At 51.6% G+C, this 18,371-nt stretch carries 15 protein-coding genes; 4 read left to right on the top strand and 11 right to left on the bottom strand.

What is annotated here, in order from left to right:
- Positions 1 to 1,141: 1,141 nt before the first annotated feature.
- The 4 genes from HMPREF2909_RS02255 to HMPREF2909_RS02240 all read left to right on the top strand — a co-directional run bounded on the left by HMPREF2909_RS02255 (position 1,142) and on the right by HMPREF2909_RS02240 (position 7,449).
- Positions 1,142 to 1,723 carry a hypothetical protein gene (locus HMPREF2909_RS02255; protein ID WP_071415071.1) on the top strand — a complete coding sequence of 194 codons (582 nt, stop codon included), beginning with the start codon at positions 1,142 to 1,144 and terminating at the stop codon, positions 1,721 to 1,723.
- 33 nt (positions 1,724 to 1,756) lie between these two features.
- Positions 1,757 to 2,176 carry a hypothetical protein gene (locus HMPREF2909_RS02250; RefSeq protein WP_071415070.1) on the top strand — a complete coding sequence of 140 codons (420 nt, stop codon included), beginning with the start codon at positions 1,757 to 1,759 and terminating at the stop codon, positions 2,174 to 2,176.
- Between the two features lie 29 nt (positions 2,177 to 2,205).
- Entirely contained in the window at positions 2,206 to 7,092 is a 4,887-nt protein-coding gene (gene mobF / locus HMPREF2909_RS02245; protein ID WP_084797211.1) for a MobF family relaxase, read from the top strand.
- Between the two features lie 87 nt (positions 7,093 to 7,179).
- A complete protein-coding gene (locus HMPREF2909_RS02240) occupies positions 7,180 to 7,449 on the top strand; it encodes a hypothetical protein (protein WP_071415068.1) in 270 nt (89 codons plus the stop codon).
- Between the two features lie 74 nt (positions 7,450 to 7,523).
- On the opposite strand, the gene HMPREF2909_RS08775 is transcribed toward HMPREF2909_RS02240, so the two are convergent.
- From HMPREF2909_RS08775 to HMPREF2909_RS02185, 11 genes are all read right to left on the bottom strand, one after another.
- Positions 7,524 to 8,255: a hypothetical protein gene (locus HMPREF2909_RS08775; RefSeq protein ID WP_084797210.1), complete on the bottom strand. Its 732-nt coding sequence runs from the start codon at positions 8,253 to 8,255 to the stop codon at positions 7,524 to 7,526.
- 3 nt (positions 8,256 to 8,258) lie between these two features.
- Positions 8,259 to 8,900, bottom strand: coding sequence for a hypothetical protein (locus tag HMPREF2909_RS02230; protein WP_071415067.1), 642 nt, complete (start codon positions 8,898 to 8,900; stop codon positions 8,259 to 8,261).
- The gene (locus tag HMPREF2909_RS02225; RefSeq protein ID WP_084797209.1) at positions 8,893 to 9,708 is read right to left on the bottom strand and encodes a TIGR04255 family protein; all 816 of its coding nucleotides are present in this window, start codon (positions 9,706 to 9,708) and stop codon (positions 8,893 to 8,895) included. The genes HMPREF2909_RS02230 and HMPREF2909_RS02225 overlap by 8 nt, the downstream gene beginning before the upstream one ends.
- A gap of 329 nt (positions 9,709 to 10,037) precedes the next feature.
- Positions 10,038 to 10,601, bottom strand: coding sequence for a hypothetical protein (locus HMPREF2909_RS02215; protein ID WP_071415064.1), 564 nt, complete (start codon positions 10,599 to 10,601; stop codon positions 10,038 to 10,040).
- A gap of 22 nt (positions 10,602 to 10,623) precedes the next feature.
- Positions 10,624 to 11,370, bottom strand: a complete 747-nt coding sequence (locus HMPREF2909_RS02210; protein ID WP_071415063.1) for a hypothetical protein — start codon at positions 11,368 to 11,370, stop codon at positions 10,624 to 10,626.
- Positions 11,371 to 11,397: 27 nt separating this feature from the next.
- Positions 11,398 to 13,281: a type IV secretory system conjugative DNA transfer family protein gene (locus HMPREF2909_RS02205; protein WP_071415062.1), complete on the bottom strand. Its 1,884-nt coding sequence runs from the start codon at positions 13,279 to 13,281 to the stop codon at positions 11,398 to 11,400.
- Between the two features lie 15 nt (positions 13,282 to 13,296).
- Positions 13,297 to 14,883, bottom strand: a complete 1,587-nt coding sequence (locus tag HMPREF2909_RS02200) for an ATP-binding protein (RefSeq protein ID WP_071415061.1) — start codon at positions 14,881 to 14,883, stop codon at positions 13,297 to 13,299.
- A gap of 10 nt (positions 14,884 to 14,893) precedes the next feature.
- A complete protein-coding gene (locus HMPREF2909_RS02195; protein WP_071415060.1) occupies positions 14,894 to 16,339 on the bottom strand; it encodes an SCO6880 family protein in 1,446 nt (481 codons plus the stop codon).
- A 28-nt stretch (positions 16,340 to 16,367) separates the two neighbouring features.
- A complete protein-coding gene (locus tag HMPREF2909_RS08770; protein WP_148130782.1) occupies positions 16,368 to 17,168 on the bottom strand; it encodes a hypothetical protein in 801 nt (266 codons plus the stop codon).
- A 25-nt stretch (positions 17,169 to 17,193) separates the two neighbouring features.
- Complete coding sequence (locus HMPREF2909_RS08765; protein WP_084797207.1) at positions 17,194 to 17,829, bottom strand: hypothetical protein; 636 nt, start codon at positions 17,827 to 17,829, stop codon at positions 17,194 to 17,196.
- A 100-nt stretch (positions 17,830 to 17,929) separates the two neighbouring features.
- Positions 17,930 to 18,235, bottom strand: coding sequence for a hypothetical protein (locus HMPREF2909_RS02185; RefSeq protein ID WP_049217708.1), 306 nt, complete (start codon positions 18,233 to 18,235; stop codon positions 17,930 to 17,932).
- Positions 18,236 to 18,371 lie beyond the last annotated feature (136 nt).

Below are 18,371 nucleotides of genomic sequence, written 5' to 3'. Positions count from 1 at the left end.
TCGCAGTCCAAGAAACGGGAGGCGGTTCATAACCTAGTGAACCCACCATTTACACAAAATCTGACACTCTTCATTGTGCTTCGTGTGTTGTATCTTTCACCGCTATCAATAGTGCTACTCGTTACAGCTGTTTACCCCCATCAAATCGTAGCTGGTAAAAGCTTTACCGTTCACTGCTAAGCTCAGCTATGAAAGAAACAGCAGAAAAAGGAAAGTACATACATGCTTTGATCTCATGATGATTTTAGTGCAGAAGAAAATAACAAGCTTTACCATCTTGCTGATGAAGCTGAGCACGGATATGATGACTCTGTTCTCGCTCATGCGAAAGAGAGGGCACCGGGGCGTCCGCTCGAAGTAGGCAAAACTCCAGCACGCAAAATCATCAAGATACGACTTGACTTAGAACGTGAGAACCGCCTCGACCAATACGCGCTTGCTCACCACTTAACAACCAGCCAAGCTATCCGTCAGCTTATCGACCAATACGCATAAATAAATAATCAAATTTTTTAAGGACAACGCATGAAAACATTGACTAACGTAACTGCACGAGCGACCCGCAGCGGCAAATGGTGGCTATCGATGTTCCTGAAATTCCCGGACTCTTCAGTATTACACCCCCAACGAGTCAGCGCGCTAACAAGGAACTAAAATACTTCACAAAAGTCCTGAACATGATGTGATTCATGTTCAGGACTTTTCATTTACCTAGGAGACAATTAACAGGGGAAAACCTACCGGTTCACCTCACGTCACATCGAAAAAGAATCTGCACATCGCATCACATACTCCACCAATTTTTTATAACCTATTCATCAATTGTCCACGAAAAATTACACCCTCATTATTCACAAAACCAGTCCACCCCTCATTATTTATTTTTAGGAACCAATGCACCCTCCGGGTGTTCCAAGCGCTAAAAGCGCTTAAATAAAGGTCTAAAGCCAGCCGAAGGTGTTATATAACGCCTTCGGCTGTTTATTGATATCAATAAACAAAAACCACTCGCGCCATTACCCCATAGAAGTACTACTCAGCAGGGAGCAACAATGAACAAAAAGAGCAGCAACAATACACATAAAAACCTCATACTCGACAGCAAACTATCCACCCTCACCACACAAGAAGCAAACCGGTCATGACGAAGAAACAACCAGACATGGAACCCATCGACAAAACCTGCTTACGCTGCAATAAACCATTCACGATCACAGACCGACGAGCTATCAAGAAACAATTCTGCTCTGATTATTGCCGCGTATACTACTCGACGCAGCACGCGCAATGGTTACGTGATCGGGCACGCGATGATGCCTACGCCGAACTGACCATGAAGTTGTGGCAGACGCAAAAAGAAAACCGCGAACTACGAGAACGCGACGAACATCTAACCAAACTGAACAAACGATACACGGAACTCCTCGACGAGATAGCCAGCACAATGCCTAGGCTCATCACCACAGGATGGTTAAGCGTGAACCGTAACAATCCCGACGGATGGGACTGGGACGACTTCCTCAAACAATCCCCCGTCAACTGGGACATTCTTTTCACGCCAAGCGATACTTTCCATCCACTCACTGAACAAACCAACAAGGAGATAAACAATGTAGACACAACTACCCCTGCAGCAGCGCAAGACGAAGCGCTGCCAAATCTTAATGAGACTTTTTCCTGGTGGGACGAAGACGACAACCAGCAAGACGTTCCACTCTGGTAAACAACCATCCACAAAATTTAAGGAGACATGATCATGGCATTAAGCTACGAAGACGAAATCACTCAATACAAAAAGCAACTCGAAGACAAGATCAAAGAAGTAGAAACACGACGCATCCTGTTTAACAAGAGCGCGCGCAAACTGCAACAAGCACGTCAGCGCCTCATGAAAGCTGCCACCGATTACGTGCGCGACTACGAAGCACTCCTCGCCTCTGGTATTAGCCAACAAGAAGCACGCAACAACGGTGTCGAAACGCTACCTGCCTTACTGCGTGCGGTGCAAGAAGAAACCAAACACGCACCAACAACCACGCCAACCGCAGCACCAGCATCAGCATCAGTGGCCTCATCGGCAGAGCATGAGTCGCAGCAGTCAAGCGAATATGACAACAGTCAGCAACCCGTCACGAGTGACTACGAGGATCACAGTGACGATGTTCAGCAATATTAACCAGGATTAAAAGTAGCCGGGAGCTCCTTATGAGTATGACAATCAAGATTATCCATGCCGGGTTCGCGAAATATTTAGAAGACTCCGTCAGCGACGCGATGCGTGAACAAGCCATGACTAGGGGAGCCTCCGGCTACTACACGCACGAGGGCAACCCACCGGGAGTATGGCTCGGTTCTGGACTGGGCATGATTCATAAGCAAGAAGGTGACATCATCGGCAAAGACGAACTGTATACCTTCCTGGAAAAAATGGAAGACCCCGTCACCCATGAAAAACTCGCGCCACACATCACTATGAGCTTAGGCGACCCACGCAAATCCAACAGTCGCTCGACCGTCACCGGTTTTGACGCGACCTTTGCCGCGCCGAAAAGTTTCAGTATCCTGTGGATCCTCGCCAAAGAAGAAGAACGAAACCAGCTTGACCAAGTCTGGCAGCAATCCCTCAAAGAAGCGATCGCAGAATTTGAGAAAGAAGCAGCCGTTGGCCGTATCGGGCACGGCGGCACCGGACGTGTCAAACTCACCGGTTTTACTATTGCCGCCTACGATCATTACACCAACCGAGCCGGCGAACCCCACTACCACACCCACGCGGTCATCAGTAACCTCGCACAACGAGAAGACGGACGCATTGTCGCTCTCGACGGACGCATCCTGCTCGCCGCATCCGAACGTATCAACATTCTGCACTCACAACGATTACGCGCCAACTTAGTAAAAGCCTGGGGAGTTAAATGGGAGAAACGGCCAAGCATGAGCAACCCCAACAAACACGTGTGGGAACTGGCCGGTATCAGCGACGAACTCATTAGAGCGTCGAGCAGCCGCAGCCTTGGCGTGGCCAGCAAACTCAATGAGTATATCGACAACTACATTGCAGCCACCGGCTATAAACCAGACAAACGCACCCTGAACACTTTGGCCAATAAAGCTTGGGGAAACACACGCAAAAAGAAAACAGCAGAAAACTCAAATCCGAAAATCTGTGAAGAACAGTTTCGTCCTCTCGCAGAAAAACTCTACGGAGACACCAACACCATAGGACAAGATATACAAACAGACAACACGAAAGTCATGACACATGCGGATGTGCAACGCTGCAACCTACTCGAACTAGCTAAGCCAAGTTTAGCAGCGACACTTGCACAAGAACAACACGACGATCAACTTACACACAAGCCTCTGAGCAACCAAGAAGCTGCACACGAATTTCAACGCCTCACCGGTGAACATAAAACCACGTTCACCAAAGCACATATCGCCGCCACCGCACATAGCCTTCTCGATGGAATTGACTTCGATGATGATGACGACAATGTCAATGTGCCAAACCAGCTAGCTAGCTCTTTCATGGATCAGTTTGTAGAAATCACGCCAGACATCTACCAAGTACCAGACCAGTTCGCCCACGACAACAGGTTCACCATCGAAGACATCACCGGGCACACTCATAGCATTCTCGATATGAAAAAAGGAGAAAAACTCTACGCGACCCAAACCGTGATCGAGGCGGAAAAGCAACTCATCGATATCATGGATGGCCAGCAAGACACCAGCTATATCGACAAGACCCAAGTCACAGCACTGCTCGACCAGTACAATAAGCATGCAGACCATCCGTTGAGTGCGGATCAGTATGACGCCGTCGTAGCAGCATTAACTAGTAAGAAAAATATGTTCGCGATTATCGGTCCGGCCGGCGCGGGCAAAACTACCACGCTCAAAGCACTCAAATACGTGGTAGACAACACGTACGGAGACAATAAAGTCACAGGAACAGCGCCATCGACGCGCGCTGCAGAAGAAATGCAAAGCTCGATGAACATTACCTGTGCCAACATTGCGGCCATCATTACCGAGGAAACCCACGGCGCGTTACGCAAGAAAATCGATACAGCCCAACAAGTGCTCACGCATCCGAACGCGACCAGTGAACAAAAACGCAACGCTCACGAAGAACTCATAACCGCGATAAGTAAACTGCAACAATACACGATTCCACACAATAGTATTCTCATTGTGGACGAAGCGGGCATGGCAGCAACCACCGACCTGTCCCTGATCTGTTCTATCGCGCACGAACGCAATACGCGCATCTTGTTCGTGGGCGATCACATGCAGCTACCCGCCGTCGGTGAAGGAACCGGAGCACTCACCGCCATGCACGATCGCGGCCACGAGTATCACGCCGAACTGACCAGCCTATTCCGTTTCAACGACACACACGAAGCTGATGTGTCTCTCATGCTGCGCAACCGGGAACGCAACAAAGACGACACCTACACGGCCATTAGTGAGTATCGTTCCATGAATCGTATCCATCAAAGCCTCGATCAGGATGCGATATTTGAGCAAGCCTACCAAGACACCCGTGCCGATATCGAAAACGGGAAAAACGCTATCCTCATGGCGTCCGACAACAAGACAGTAGCTGAACTCAACCGACGCTTCACCCAAGACCTCATGGACAAAGGTCTCGTAGAAACCAACCCCAACAAACGAGTAGAGCTCTCCGACGGTGTCGCCTACGGTGTGGGCGACCATATCGTAACTAGACGCAACACTCACATCACCACAAGCAAAGGCGAGAAAGTACACAACGGCGACTACTGGATCATCACCACCATCGATTTTAAGAACAAAACCATGGCAGTGAAGAATCCCGAAGAAAACGAAACCGCTTTGCTTCCTTTCTGGTATGTCAAAGAACACGCCCAGGGCGGGTACGCATCCACGATCCACTTAGCCCAAGGCGCAACCTTCGATACCAGCCGCCTCGTGATCGCAGCCGACTCGACCATGAACCACAACCTGTTATACGTAGCCATGACGCGAGGTAAAGAATCCAACGACGTGTACATGCAGCTCAACCCCGTCAGTGACCAGGACAAACTCGCCTGGGCTAATGCCAAAGAAAAAACATTCCTCAATCAAGGCAAGAAAGCCTGGACACTCACATCAAGCAATCCTGATCCGACGAAATACTATACGCCGCAAGATCTTGAACCAACCGAACAAGAACTCGCCGATAGTCAACTCAACAAAATCTGTAACACACGCAGCCAAGTCTTCGCCACCCAAACACGGCAAGACTACCTCAACTACGTGCACTCCCTACCATCCCTGGTAGCAGATCGCCAGCTCATCCAAGCACGTATCGTCTCCCACGACATCCTGACAAACCTAGGAATCAAACACGACAATCACTACATCCACGAACTGATGAAAGATTATCGGTGGGCACAACTAGTAGACGCCTACGAGAAGGCCTATCTGGTCAACCCTGACAAAGCTAACCAGATCCTGACCGAACGTGTGCGCGGTGAAATGCCGTTATCCGAAAACAATCTCGACAAATACTTGTTCACACCCTTGACCAGTGGCGAACCCGTCGCTGTGATCACACGAAAACTCAACGAGATTAGTGCTCTCTACCGTGGTACACCCGTCCTCACCAATAAGAACGGATACGTGAACGGCTACCAGCCACAACACATCACCGACATCACCCAGGGTTATCAAGACTGGTTAACTCAGATAGATCACAAAATCGATGCAGCACTCGATAAACAGGTCAAGCAAGCGCTCACGCATCCGCTACCATGGCAGAAAACTCTCCAGGGCAGCGCAACAAGTGTGAACGCAGTAGATCAATCGGCGCAAGATTACACTGCTTTGTTACGCTCCACGCTGATCTATCGAGCAGCGAACGATGTGACCAACATGTTTAGTCCGTTTGGCCAAAAAATTGATTACCGTATCAATCCTGGACGCGCTGCATGGCGACGTAACCTATCCAACCTCATGTTCAACTACAAAAACCCAGACAAACCACAACGCTACATACCCGACCACGTCATCACCGATAACGATCTAGCCACACACGCGGCCATGATTGAGAAAGAAGCCATTATGTTCGATCCGAAAACCTATAACAAGATTAGCAGCATCAACGAACGCATCTACCACCACTGGAAAACTAATAACAGTAAGTACGCGACCACGTGGGCGCAGCAGCATAACATCCCCGTGAAATATTTAATCTCTACAGGACCAGAAAGCCTGATCGATTGGGCACAACGCAGCGGCATCACCCTAGAAGAGCTCTCCCAGGCAGGACTGGTCACACGAAACAGTGAAGGGCAATGGGAAGAAAAATACACGAACACTATCCTCAGTCCCATTCGTGATGTTGAAGGACGTATCAGCGCCTTCATACCACTAGAAACACAATCGAACACAACTGCTGCTATGCCGGTAGCTACCGATGTTTTTGAACCAGACACTAGCCTATGGGGACTCAATAAAAACACGACAACTCAACTCACCCAGGATCAGCCTTATGCGATTCTCGCAACCACACCAACCTTGGCAGCTCACGCTACCCACAGTATGCAGCGTGGCCAAAACCCCATCATCCTTACACCAGTAACCGGCGAAATCACCCCTGACCATGTTGCCCAGATTCGCACACTAGCCCAGGACAAACCTGTCCACTACACACTCATCCTTACAGGAGAAAAAGAAACCGATAAAAAAGTTCTCTCAGAAGCATTCTCCTCGATGAATCCTACAGAAAAAGCTCTCGCCACAGTCATCACCCAGGACAAGGCATCTGGCAAAACCACTGTGACCGATCTTCAACGTGAGGCATCACCACTATGGCAAGCCCTCGCAGATATCACGCTGCCAGACCAGTTAACACGCAGCAGCGCAGTTGACGCACACAAAACAATAACGAGCGAAGTAATCAACCATCTGCCAGTCCATATGAGGCAAGAAGCAGACGAAACAATCCGACAAAATATCACCCGACAGTTAGCCGAGCAACAAGCACAACAAACAGCACAAGCCCAAGCACTAGCAGCACAACAAGAACAACAACACAACAATCAAGCCAGGATTCAATAAGATATGGTGGCTAGACGAAACTTACTACTGCCTAGCCGCCATACTATGCATATTGCTATCTTAAGAGATTAGCAACGGATACACGGAATGCGCGTCCGGCTCATCCGCGAAACCAACATGAAAGGACGGGGATACTCGTTCGAGACGCTGCGCGGGCGCAGCCTCTACCGCAAGACCAACCTGCAAAGTATCATCGACAGCAACGGACTCTACATCGGCCCGCGCGTCCTCGCGCAAGGACCCCTGTTCACCACCGAAGCCATCGGCACGGACGAGTCCGGGGAGGACGACGACTGGGAGCCGTTCCCTGAACCCGAATACGACGTGGACGAAACCACGGGCGAAATACTCGACTGATTTGGTGATTCTCCGGTATCAACTACTGCAGGGACGATCCCGGTGGTAGTTGATACCTACGCTTTTCACACCTGTTAATCGTGGAGTCGTTGCTTCATTTCCTTGCGCATTGCCCTGCGGACGACGCTGCGGGTCTGGGCGTCCTGCAGCTTCTCCTGGTAGGTATATCCGCCGCGGTCTTCTCTCAGCCATGTCATGCATTCCGTTCCGGCTTCATGGATGGCCTGTGGGCTGTCACCGTCCGATAGGGCCTCGCACCATTCTTCGAGGAGATCCGCCTCCATGCAGAAGCCTGCCGTTGCCTCTTGGAACTGGAACGTCGGGACGATTACTCTGGCGGAATAGTGGACCCATCGTTGCAGGAGCAGGTTGATGCCGAATTCGGACAGTGACGCGACTCGCGTGGCTGATTCCAGTTGGGTTGGCGTGAGCGTGTACAGGTTTACGAAGTTCGCTGCCTGATCCCGCTTTCCGGAAGTGACTTCCGGGTATAGATCAGGCAACGGCATGAGGCGGAAATTTCCGCCGACCCATTCCTGTGGCGTCAGCGGCTTGTGCTTGGTCACCTCCGCGGCGAGTATGTGCCAGACGAAATCCACTCCGTTGATTCGCATCGAGCATGGGTGCTGGAGAATGATGACGGTGCGGTTCCTCTCCGTCCCGGTTGAGCCGGGAAGGAGAAGGTTCTCATACACGTCACCCGTCAGGACGGGCCTGTAGGAGGAGTTGTCTTCGCCGCGGGAATAGTACAAGAGATCCGCGTCAATGTTTGTTCCGCTCATCGGGCATTCCAGTTGTCCGGGCATCGCTCAGTCCTTCATCTGCAAGGACCAGTTGCCGTCCGACATCTTCACCGGAGTGAAATCGGTGCGGTACCGTTCGCGCCATTCGGGATCGAACTGGTCCATGAGCGCTTCGGGATCGTCCGCTGCCTTGGCGAGGTCGAAGACCAAGTCCGTTCTATCCGCCGCATACATGTCGATGGGTGTGACGGGGACGTGCGGCAACACCGGCATCTCGAACCAGGACGCGACATCGTCGACGCCGATGGATCCGTGGATGATGTCGCACGCCGCCAGCAGACCCGCCAGTTTGCCTCTACTGGCTCCTGTCGCGGGGCCTCCTCTCCGCCATTTGTGGATGGCGGGTGCACTCACGCCGATCAGTTTCGCTATGGCGGTCCATGCGAATCCCAAATCGGATAGCTCTTCGAGCAGGCCGGGAACGTCGGTTTTACCCCGTTCCATTGTCCTTTTTCGCCAGTCAACGTTCAATGATTGGTGGTGGAGATCGTCGAAATCTGATTTGAGGACACGAGCCACGTCACGGTTGTATCCGATCTCTTTCGTCAGATCGGATGTCGCGCTCCCTGTTTCGGAAAGCGTCCCGGACATAGTCAGTCCTTCGGTTGCGTCACGCTCGAGGAGCCCGGTTGTGATCTGCTCACTCATGGCGTAGCACCTCCTCTCTGAGTCGTTCTGTTATCAGGTCCTCGAATACGTTTTTGATTGGCTTATGCAGAAGATCCGCGGTTTCGAGGATATCGCCTGCTTCGAATGGTGGAACGTAGTCGTCGTATGTTTGGAAAGAGTCCATGTCCAGTTTGAATAAGGGGCCGGGCGATGGCATGGGCCTGCGGAGCTGCGGTGTGGATGGGATGACGTACTCGTCTTGGGCTCCGTAGCGCAGCACGAGTGTCGTTCCCCCCTCCCCGCCGAACACGGCAGTACCCTGATTGCCCAACAGCGTCAGTCCGTGGTGACCGCTGACCGTTTTCGGTCCAAGGAGTGACAAGTTGACCCAATCCTCCCATCTAGGTTGCGGATCTTCCCCGTCAGAGGGCACGCGGATCTCGTCGATGTAGCGTAAGCCGATTCTGGTGACACCCTTCGGCGCCATGAGCCGTTTCAAGGCGGTGACTGCTTTCTCCAGCAATTCCCGCACGTTGAAGTATCCCGGGTAGTCGGTCGTCTCCAAGGAGAGAATATTCTGCCGCAACGTCAGTACGGTCCGTTTGTCCCTGCTGGACCAGCGCGGGAACGTCTCCTCGTTCGTAACTGGGACCTCCACCTGACCACCCGGACTCGATAGTTGCACGGACATCTCAGTCTCTTCCGTCAGCAGCGGGAGACGTTCGCCGAGCGCAGTGGTAAATCCACGCAGCTTTATTTTGTCCAACGGTTCGCATTGCGAAAAACGTATCTCTGCAACCATGTCCACAATGGGAGCATTGGGGTAGATTTCATCTTCTAACATCATAGCTTAATAATACCAGTTGGTAAAACAAAAAGTAACCAATTACGTTACTAGGTTCTATTCTTCATTCACCGTCCAGCAGAACAGACCATGACGCTTGCAACAGCGAATGCTCTGAAGGAATCACTGGGAGAATACTTGACCGATGTTTTGGTGATTCTCTGGTTGAAACCCACGTCCCCAAACGGAGTGTTTCAACCAGAGAAACGCACGCACGCCATCCATGAAGCCGGAACGGACTGCATGACATGGCTGAGAGAAGACAGCGATAACTAACTGTGGGTAAAACTATCCCCATCACTCCTTTTTATATGGTTGTGACGGGGATGGTTCTATTTTTGGGCGTTGTCCATGGTGAGGCTGGTCATGAGCCTATCCGTGATGGGTTGCATGGCTACGTGGTTTTCAGGCCATATGTATATGTGGTCGTGGTAATAGCCTTGTGTTTCTTCTGCGTTGCGTCGCGTTATTCTGGTGGCTGTGTACTCGTTATCAGGGGCTGGGCATGTGTTGGCGCCGTGATGGTTGGTTGATTGACTCCAGGATTGAATCTGGCTCAAACTCACGGCTACTTGACTAATCCAGTCGGCCGGATCATGCCGATTATGCTGTTTATCCTGGTAGGCGTCACAGTATTCTACCCATAGCGCATCCATGATCAGCATGGGCCAGGCGTGACTGGCCCAACATGCCGGTAACGCTGCATCAAGCATCGGGTTGACACGACATAACCAGTCGGTGAACCTGATGACGCGCCATTGACGTTCCTGGGCCACACTGATTTGACTGGTCGCATACCAGTCATACGGCATGGCTGCTTGTTTTAACTGTGCGACGTGTTCTTCGCTACCTGGTTGTGTGGCTCGATCCTGGTCTCGTGGGCTGACGTATTCCATAACGCTTCTTCCTGGTCCTTGTTTAGCGGTCTTGGACGGCGACTTGCTGCTCGTACGTCATGTTGGTAAAGCATTGGTTTTGTAGGTTTTCATACTGGCTATGGTAGGCAGCGTAGTGTTCGAATTGTTTTTTGGGATCGCCTCGAAAGTCCATGCTGAAGCTGCCATGCAGCTCAAACAGCTGGTTGCATGCTTTTGGATAGGATCCGTTGTCGTGAATGTAGTTGAGCCATCCCCCGTTTTTAACGTACGTGCCGCTAATATAGGTGGCTAAACCGATTGTGGCGGCTTGCCATGCTTGACTTTGATACGTATCCCAGGCTTGGTCGAGCTCAGAGACTTTATTGTCATACTCGGCTGCACTAATCGGTCCTTGCATGGCTAGCACGTCTTCGATGAGTAGTGTGAGGGTGCGGTCTGCGTTGACGACATCGGTTTGCTCGCGTGCCGGACCAATCTGCAGATAGTCGGTAAACACGCTGTTGAGCCCGTCGTAGGGTTTACTCTCGACAAGACTATTGTATTCGTCTTGGGTATGAGTCGCGTAGGCGTGCAAACTATCGATAGTTTTGACGGCTGGAGCAGGGTTGCTCGTGTTTTTCTTGGATGTGTGTACGGTTTTCTCAGCCACAGGAGTACTACTATTGCCAGATAATAAGTATGGTAGGGCTAAGCACAGTATCCATGTGGCAATGACAATGAGTATCGCGATGATGGTGGAGAGGATTTTGTGGTTTTTCATCCATGCGATCATTTTCTTTTTCATCATTCGTCCCCTTAATACGTGTTCTTTCTCTTAGTTTCTAGTGTAGGAGCGCTGCCAGAACGGGAGCAGGTGAATGTATCCAGGTTTGTGACTGGTGTGTAGGTTGAGGGCGTGCCCGTACGGCAGACGGCGGATCTCGTCGGGTTCGAGAACGGCCACGTTTTGACTCCTGGTCGACGACGAGCCGCCAAAGAACATGTCGCCCTGGGCAGAATACGAATCATCGGTATGCGTGACCGTGCGCTGCCCGGTCAGCAGACTAATTTCGCGTAGTTCGCTATCGATGCTCAGGCCGCCCATGACGATTTTGTTGGATGATTCCCACATTTGTCCTTCCGCATCATGATAAGCGTCTTGGGCTTGTTTCCTGGACTGGAAGAACGCGCATGGCCAGATCCCGTCACCGGTTCCCGCGGTAAACAATTGGGGTAGTTCTTGCCAGGGTTCAATGTTCGCAATCTCATCGAGTACCAACGTTAACGGTGGTTGTAGGCGGCCGCCGATTCTGGTGGGAGCGATACGACGTGCTGCGTCACGCACCTGGGTAAGAAACATTGTCATGAACACGCCCGCACCGGCGGCACTGGCACCGTTAGACGCACGCAACGGTGCTAACACGTATACGGTCATGGTAGATTGAACGAACTGGTCCATATCAAACACCGGCAGTGTCGGGTCAACACTGACTGCGCTGCGTACTTGTTCCAGGCTTAGTGAGGAGAACGCGCCGGTCACGCCCAACATTTTACTGTTGGAGATACGCGCGTCTTCGCTGACGAGTACTTCGATACTCGATGCCCACAGTTGAGCTGTCCTATTATTCGTGTGAGCGCGCAGGATACGGGCCGCGTTTTGGCAGGTTTGCGCGTTGGACGACCATTGATACACGTCTACCAGGGTTTTGCCGTCTAACGCTGCGGCCAACAAGAGGCCTTGGACGATGTCGATAGCAGCGTTCGCCCAGGACGTGTTCTCTCCCCCGATTCCTACCGTGTTGACCATGGTTTGTGCGCATTCGCGCGCCACGACCGGATCAATACATGAAGCGATGGGATCCCAGTTTAAGCGTGGCGGTAGCAACGGATCATGGCCGGGTGTATCACTGCCGGCCACGTTGAGTGGATCGAAGAGGAAACATGGGCTTGGTCGTCCCGTTAATGGTTTGTTCGGGTTGACGCTGGCGGGAGTGTTTTGATACCGGTTCATACTGGCCCATCCGTGTTGTTTGTACGCATAGGTGGCGTCGATAATATCGCGTCTGGACGAGGTGGCCACGACCGCTGCGGGCGCTTCCATAATCAACGGGACAACCACGCTCGTGGTTTTACCGCTGCGTGCTGGCCCTAACACGTAGAGGGGTTGCTCGCTCGAGGCCCACACGTTGACCCCGTGGCAGGTGCCGATGCTTACTCCCATCCAACGTGCCGGGATGGGTTCATTGGCTGGCCATCCGTTTTCTTTTAATTCCGGTAACGCATGTTCGGCCGCAGCAGATAAGGATTGTGCGCTAATATGCGCGATCGCGTCATGCTGGTTCAATAATTCTTTGCGCGTATCCAGATCATCACTGTAGCGTTCTTCACTCTTAAAATACGCCCAATACAACACTGTGCCAGCAACCGTACCGGCTAGTCCGGCAAGCATGAAGACCAGGAAGAGCACAGGATGGCCAAACAACAACCACAACAAGCCCAATAAGCACGCGATGAGTCCTGGACCACTATAGGTGAGGAAACTGGCGTTGTGTGCGGCCAGCATACGCACAAACCCCGTATGCTCCTTTAACAGGAAACCCCACGAGGTGGCGTGCAAGCGTTGGTAGAAGCGGATAATGCGTTGTTTATCATCCTTGGTCACCTCGTTCATGGTGACAGTGTCGATACCAATACGAAATGGTGTGTAATCATTACTCATAATGTGTCCTTAATGTTATCCGGCTCGTCCTGCAGACGTGTTGAATACATCCCAGGCTTGCTTACTCATCATCGGGTGAACGGCTTGACGCAGACTCGACCCCACACGCCAGAGCCCGACTCCTTGGGCGAGTTGATCGATCGTGGAGAGTTCTTCTTCGGTAATATCGGGAATCAACCGTTGTAGGGTGCTAATCGAGTTGGTGGATTGGCGATACAAAATCATGGTCTCACTCTTCGTGAGGATAGACTCAATCATTTGGCGGATACCGCTGCCTTTATTCGCGAAAGCATCCAAATCCGCCAGCTCATGAACCAGCAGCCAGTTAGATACACCCAGCTCTCCAGATAGGCGCATACGTTTATCCCAGCCTTGCACCAATTCAGGATTGGATAAAAGCCACCAACCTTCCTCCGCAATAACCAAACGGAAAATACCGTCTTTCGTGTAACAGATACGGTCAATGGCTGCACTCATAGCTGCCGTGTAGGTGGCGCGTTTAATATCGTCATTATCATCGACGCTACCGGTATTAAACACGATCAGTGGGCTGGCCGGATCGATACTAATCGTGGATGCTTTCTCGAACGAGCCTTTGAGTGCTCCATCGACCAAACGGTTAAAAATGAGCAACAAACTTCGAATCGTGGCATCCAACGCCATCTCATCTAAACCTTTAACAATCATCACGTGGGCATCATCAGAGTCCAGGAACGCGACCATGTCGGTAATCGTGGGCTGAGCGAAACGGTTGGTCAGTTTGCGCACGATCGTATCGATAGCTGCCTGCTCACTCATGGACAAGGGTGTTTCCGGGCGGATAGCTGCAGCCAGGCCACGCAACGCGTTGACACGCAAAGACACGGATTCTTCACGCCAGGCTTTATCAGTCCAGGACTCCGGTTTAACACCGGTATCGAGGGGATTGAGATACGAGCCGGCGCCCACGCTAATGACTTGGCCACCCACAGCGTCGGCTACGCGCGCCCATTCCCCTTTCGGATCACCCTCGATAATCACGTTTCTTCCGTATCCGATTTCGCGTACAGCCAGGGTTTTCATGCACATACTTTTGCCGCTACCCATCAAACCGGCAATCATACCGTTGACTGAGGTAACCAAACCGGCACGATAGGGCGCCCACGCATCATAGCGAAACGGCACACCGTTAATCTGGTCCACACCAATGACCGGCCCGTCGAGCTTGCTCATCCCATGCGTCAAAATCGGGTTGAGCACACGCGCCGACGAAATCGAGGTCGAATGCCATGGCAGCGTTGACTTCGCACGCGTCATAAACCCACTGCCGATACCGAACCTGGAGAAGACACCACGATCGAGCAAAAGCTCTTTATCATCACTATGCAAACTCGTGTCCGTTGGTTTCTTCCGTTTGCTTGATATGCTGCGGGTTTTGTCCATCCGGGTGAGTGTTTTCTTCGCGCTGCGTGCCAACCGTTTAAGCATGCTTTTTGGTAACACCGCCTGTGCCTTGTCCTGGTCGAGTACGTCCAGGATGGCCAGATCGCGTGCGGATAACTCGGGCAACACAGCCACAGCTTGTATCATGCCTTGAGATAACGGTTTATCCTCACCATTCATCACTATCCCCCTATCGTCCGGCTTGACCCAAAGGTTGCGCTGCAATCCACCCAACGTACTGTTGGCCGTGCATACGATCGAAATGCATATACTTATTCGACACAATCACATTCCTGGTCGCCTCATCGAGATCATCTTTCGTGGCCGCCAGGATAGTGACGAATCCTTGGAACGCGACTTCTGCCTTGTTATCGGCCAACTCGGTTAACCGTTTATCGACCTCGTTCTTTTCCAGGGTTAAGCGCGGATCATCATTGCGCCCCATGTTCTTGTTCAACCGGGTAATACGCTCAATCTCGTTCTTGCGTTCGTTCAGCCTCTTGCGTGCTTTATTTTCTGCTAACGGAGCGAAAGTTTGCGTAAAAATAATCTGTGTTGTCTTCGACGCAATCAAACTATGCAAAAACCCAACACTGGCCGGATCGCTTGGCCACTTATCGACCCACAAGGTGCGCGCATACGTGTCGCCCACATGCATGTAATCGTTATATTCCCTGTAATTCGATGCGACCGGCACCGTATCATCCAACTCGTGTTTGCTATTGATCACACTGACAGTGTCGCTGCTGGTCATCAGTTTCATCAAACCACGCAATTGTGGCAGATTCTCCCACACAATATTCGTGGACGTATCAATACCAGCATTATCCAACCTAGTCACCAAAGGAATTAACCGCTCCTTAAGCAGACCAGAAATACCAGCAATACCACCACCGTAATTTTTGACGATGCCACGCGCACGCTCAGGATTAACCGTCAGCGTGATAATCATGTCATGCGAGGTCAGCGTCTTCATCTGCTGGGCAATCATGTCACGCTGCTCACGCACCGCAAACCCAGCTTCCTCTTGCGCTGCGTCGATGGTGAAGGGTGTAATCATGCTGCGTGCTTGCACCGTGATCCTCACGATATCTTCGACCTCGGCCAAAGACGCGAGCAGGCTACTAAACGCTGCTGCCCTATCATCCTGGGTTTGCTGTTTCGTAAACACGAAGGGTTTGCCCATGCAGCGCAACACCGCGGTAGCGTGCCCTGTTTCTCTATCGTAAAGGAAGCACGCGCCAGCAAACTGTGTATTGACCACTTCCAACGGTTTAAGACGCTTACCTGCCGCTCCGGGCAAATCAATATAACCGACGGTCGTGTTCGCGGACAGTGGGCTGAGTGTCCAGCGGGTTTGTCCGGTCGCGCTGCGCAAACCAAAACCAACATACACACCCACAATCTGGAGCAAACTGCGCCCTTTATAACTGACAGCAGCGAACAAGCCGATCGCGAACAAAATCATGTGGAAACCAGTAAATAAGGGCGCGTGAAACAAGATCACCATCAGGAAATACGTGACCAGACCACCCAGAATTAAGATCTGGTGTAGTTGCATCCATAAAACCACACCCGTGTTCGAGATCGGGCTAAACGTGGCCGAGAAACGTTGCCGACGAGAATTGTCATCCATAATATGCTCCTCATAGATTTTCTGGCTTTTATTGGTTGACGCTGGCAGACGTGTCACCGCTACTATCGACATGCACGTTCACATCGACCTGCTGCGTATCCGTGGTCACTAGTGAGCTTGTCTGATCACCAACCGGTGTGGTCACTGGTGTGGCTGCTGCAGCAGCTGTTGGCGCTTCTGCGCTACCCGACGTGTAATCGTTGGTGTACTCACTGGTGGTATGCGCAGCGCTTGCTTGAGAAATAACATCTGCGACACGAGAGCCTGCTTGCATGGCTTGCGCAGCACCCGCCGGAGCCATACCCGACGACGCAGCAGCAGCTAACACACCCGACGCGCTACCCATAAACGATCCGACACCAGCCACCAGGCCAGATGCTGATGACGCAGCAGACGATGACGAGGAACTATCCGTCGCGGTACTATCGGTTGACGGGCTACTCGACTTGGATGACGTATCCGCCCTATCGTTGCTACTGTCTTTATCCGCGGTATCTGCATCAGTACTGGCACCACTATCGACCATGCCGGGCGCGAAATCATCAGCCAACGATCCGGTTAAACCACCGAATCCGCCGGCCATGCCCGCGCCACCCGTGGCCGCACCCACACCGATAGCAGCAGCAGTTTTAGCAGTATCAGCCACACCAGACACGGTTGCCTGACCACTGCTGGCAGCCTGGTTCAATCCCATCGCTCCAGGAAGGAAGGTCGAGACCACGCTCACCAGTTTCCACGGCAACACAGAAGCTAAAACCATGCCCACAATACCCACGTAGTAGCTCATCATGTCACCCGACGGTGCAGCTTGAATCATTGTGCCGGTCATGTAGATGATAATGGCTACCACGGGTTTAAATAACACAAGACCGGCCATGAACGACCCCCCACTTCGTTAACGCCGGACGCAACGAAGACCAGGAATTGGTCATAATCACCACCGGCGCAAAAGCAATCGCCAGCATAATTAAGAAGCTGCGCGCGATCATGACCAGCAGCATCACCAAAGAACCAACAAGCAACAACACGGCGATAACAGCGACAACACCAATATTGATACCCGCATCAATAGGAATTTTCGGGTCTAACTCAATATTAGGGATTTTCTTATCACCAAAAGCAAACGTGAGAATCGAGGAGGTCACCGACCCTTCCACGGCTAACGCATGCCATGAAACCGTAATAAGAATGACCGTCATTGGCCATGCCAGAATGGTGCGAAAAACGGTGGAGACCACATCACCCAAGGAGCCTTTGAATGCTGCCTGCACGATACCAACAGCACCGACCGTGACCGCGACGAAACCCATAATACCGGCGACCTTGTTGACCACAATAAACGTGGTCGCCCACTGTGTCTGGCTTAACGAGCCAGCGTTCAAGGCCATACCACAGGTTATTTTCCATGCACTGACCGCGGCATTAAGAAGCCATTTAGACACATAATCTAAAGGGTTAAGAAAATCAAAACCAAGTGTTAATAAATTCATCGTCCAGCCCCGTCCAACACCGACCACACAAACAACAAAGAGAGAAAGTGGCGCACACACGAGTGTCTGACACAAGGGTTGCGTACGCCACACGCTTCAGTTAGATCAACTGCTGCTGGGTGGCCCATTCGACCAAACCACCAGCAGAAGCCACCACTGCCGCACCGATCAGAGCCATAATCACCATGCCCCAACCAATACGCTGCGCCATGTTCGAGCTACCCAATTTACCCATAATCACACCCACCGTGCCAAGAATCACCAAAATGACCAGCACGTAAATTGAGGCGCCGCTAATACCTGCAGCGATCTTGATTAACTGGTTCATGAACGGGAAATACGTGTAATCCGGCTTAATCGAGCTTGGCGTATCCGCCAGCACACGCCATAACAAGGAACCACTCATGATTATTCTTCCATTCCTTCCACACGCACACGTTTACCGTATGCGCAACGAATAAATTTATTGGTGAAGAACACATGTTCTTCTAGAAGGTAATGAGAAAAACTGTGGGGTGGTCTTGATATCAAGACCACCCCAC

This window comes from Alloscardovia sp. HMSC034E08, assembly GCF_001813415.1.
Lineage (GTDB): Bacteria > Actinomycetota > Actinomycetes > Actinomycetales > Bifidobacteriaceae > Alloscardovia > Alloscardovia omnicolens.
This window is presented reverse-complemented; position numbering and strand designations above follow the sequence as displayed.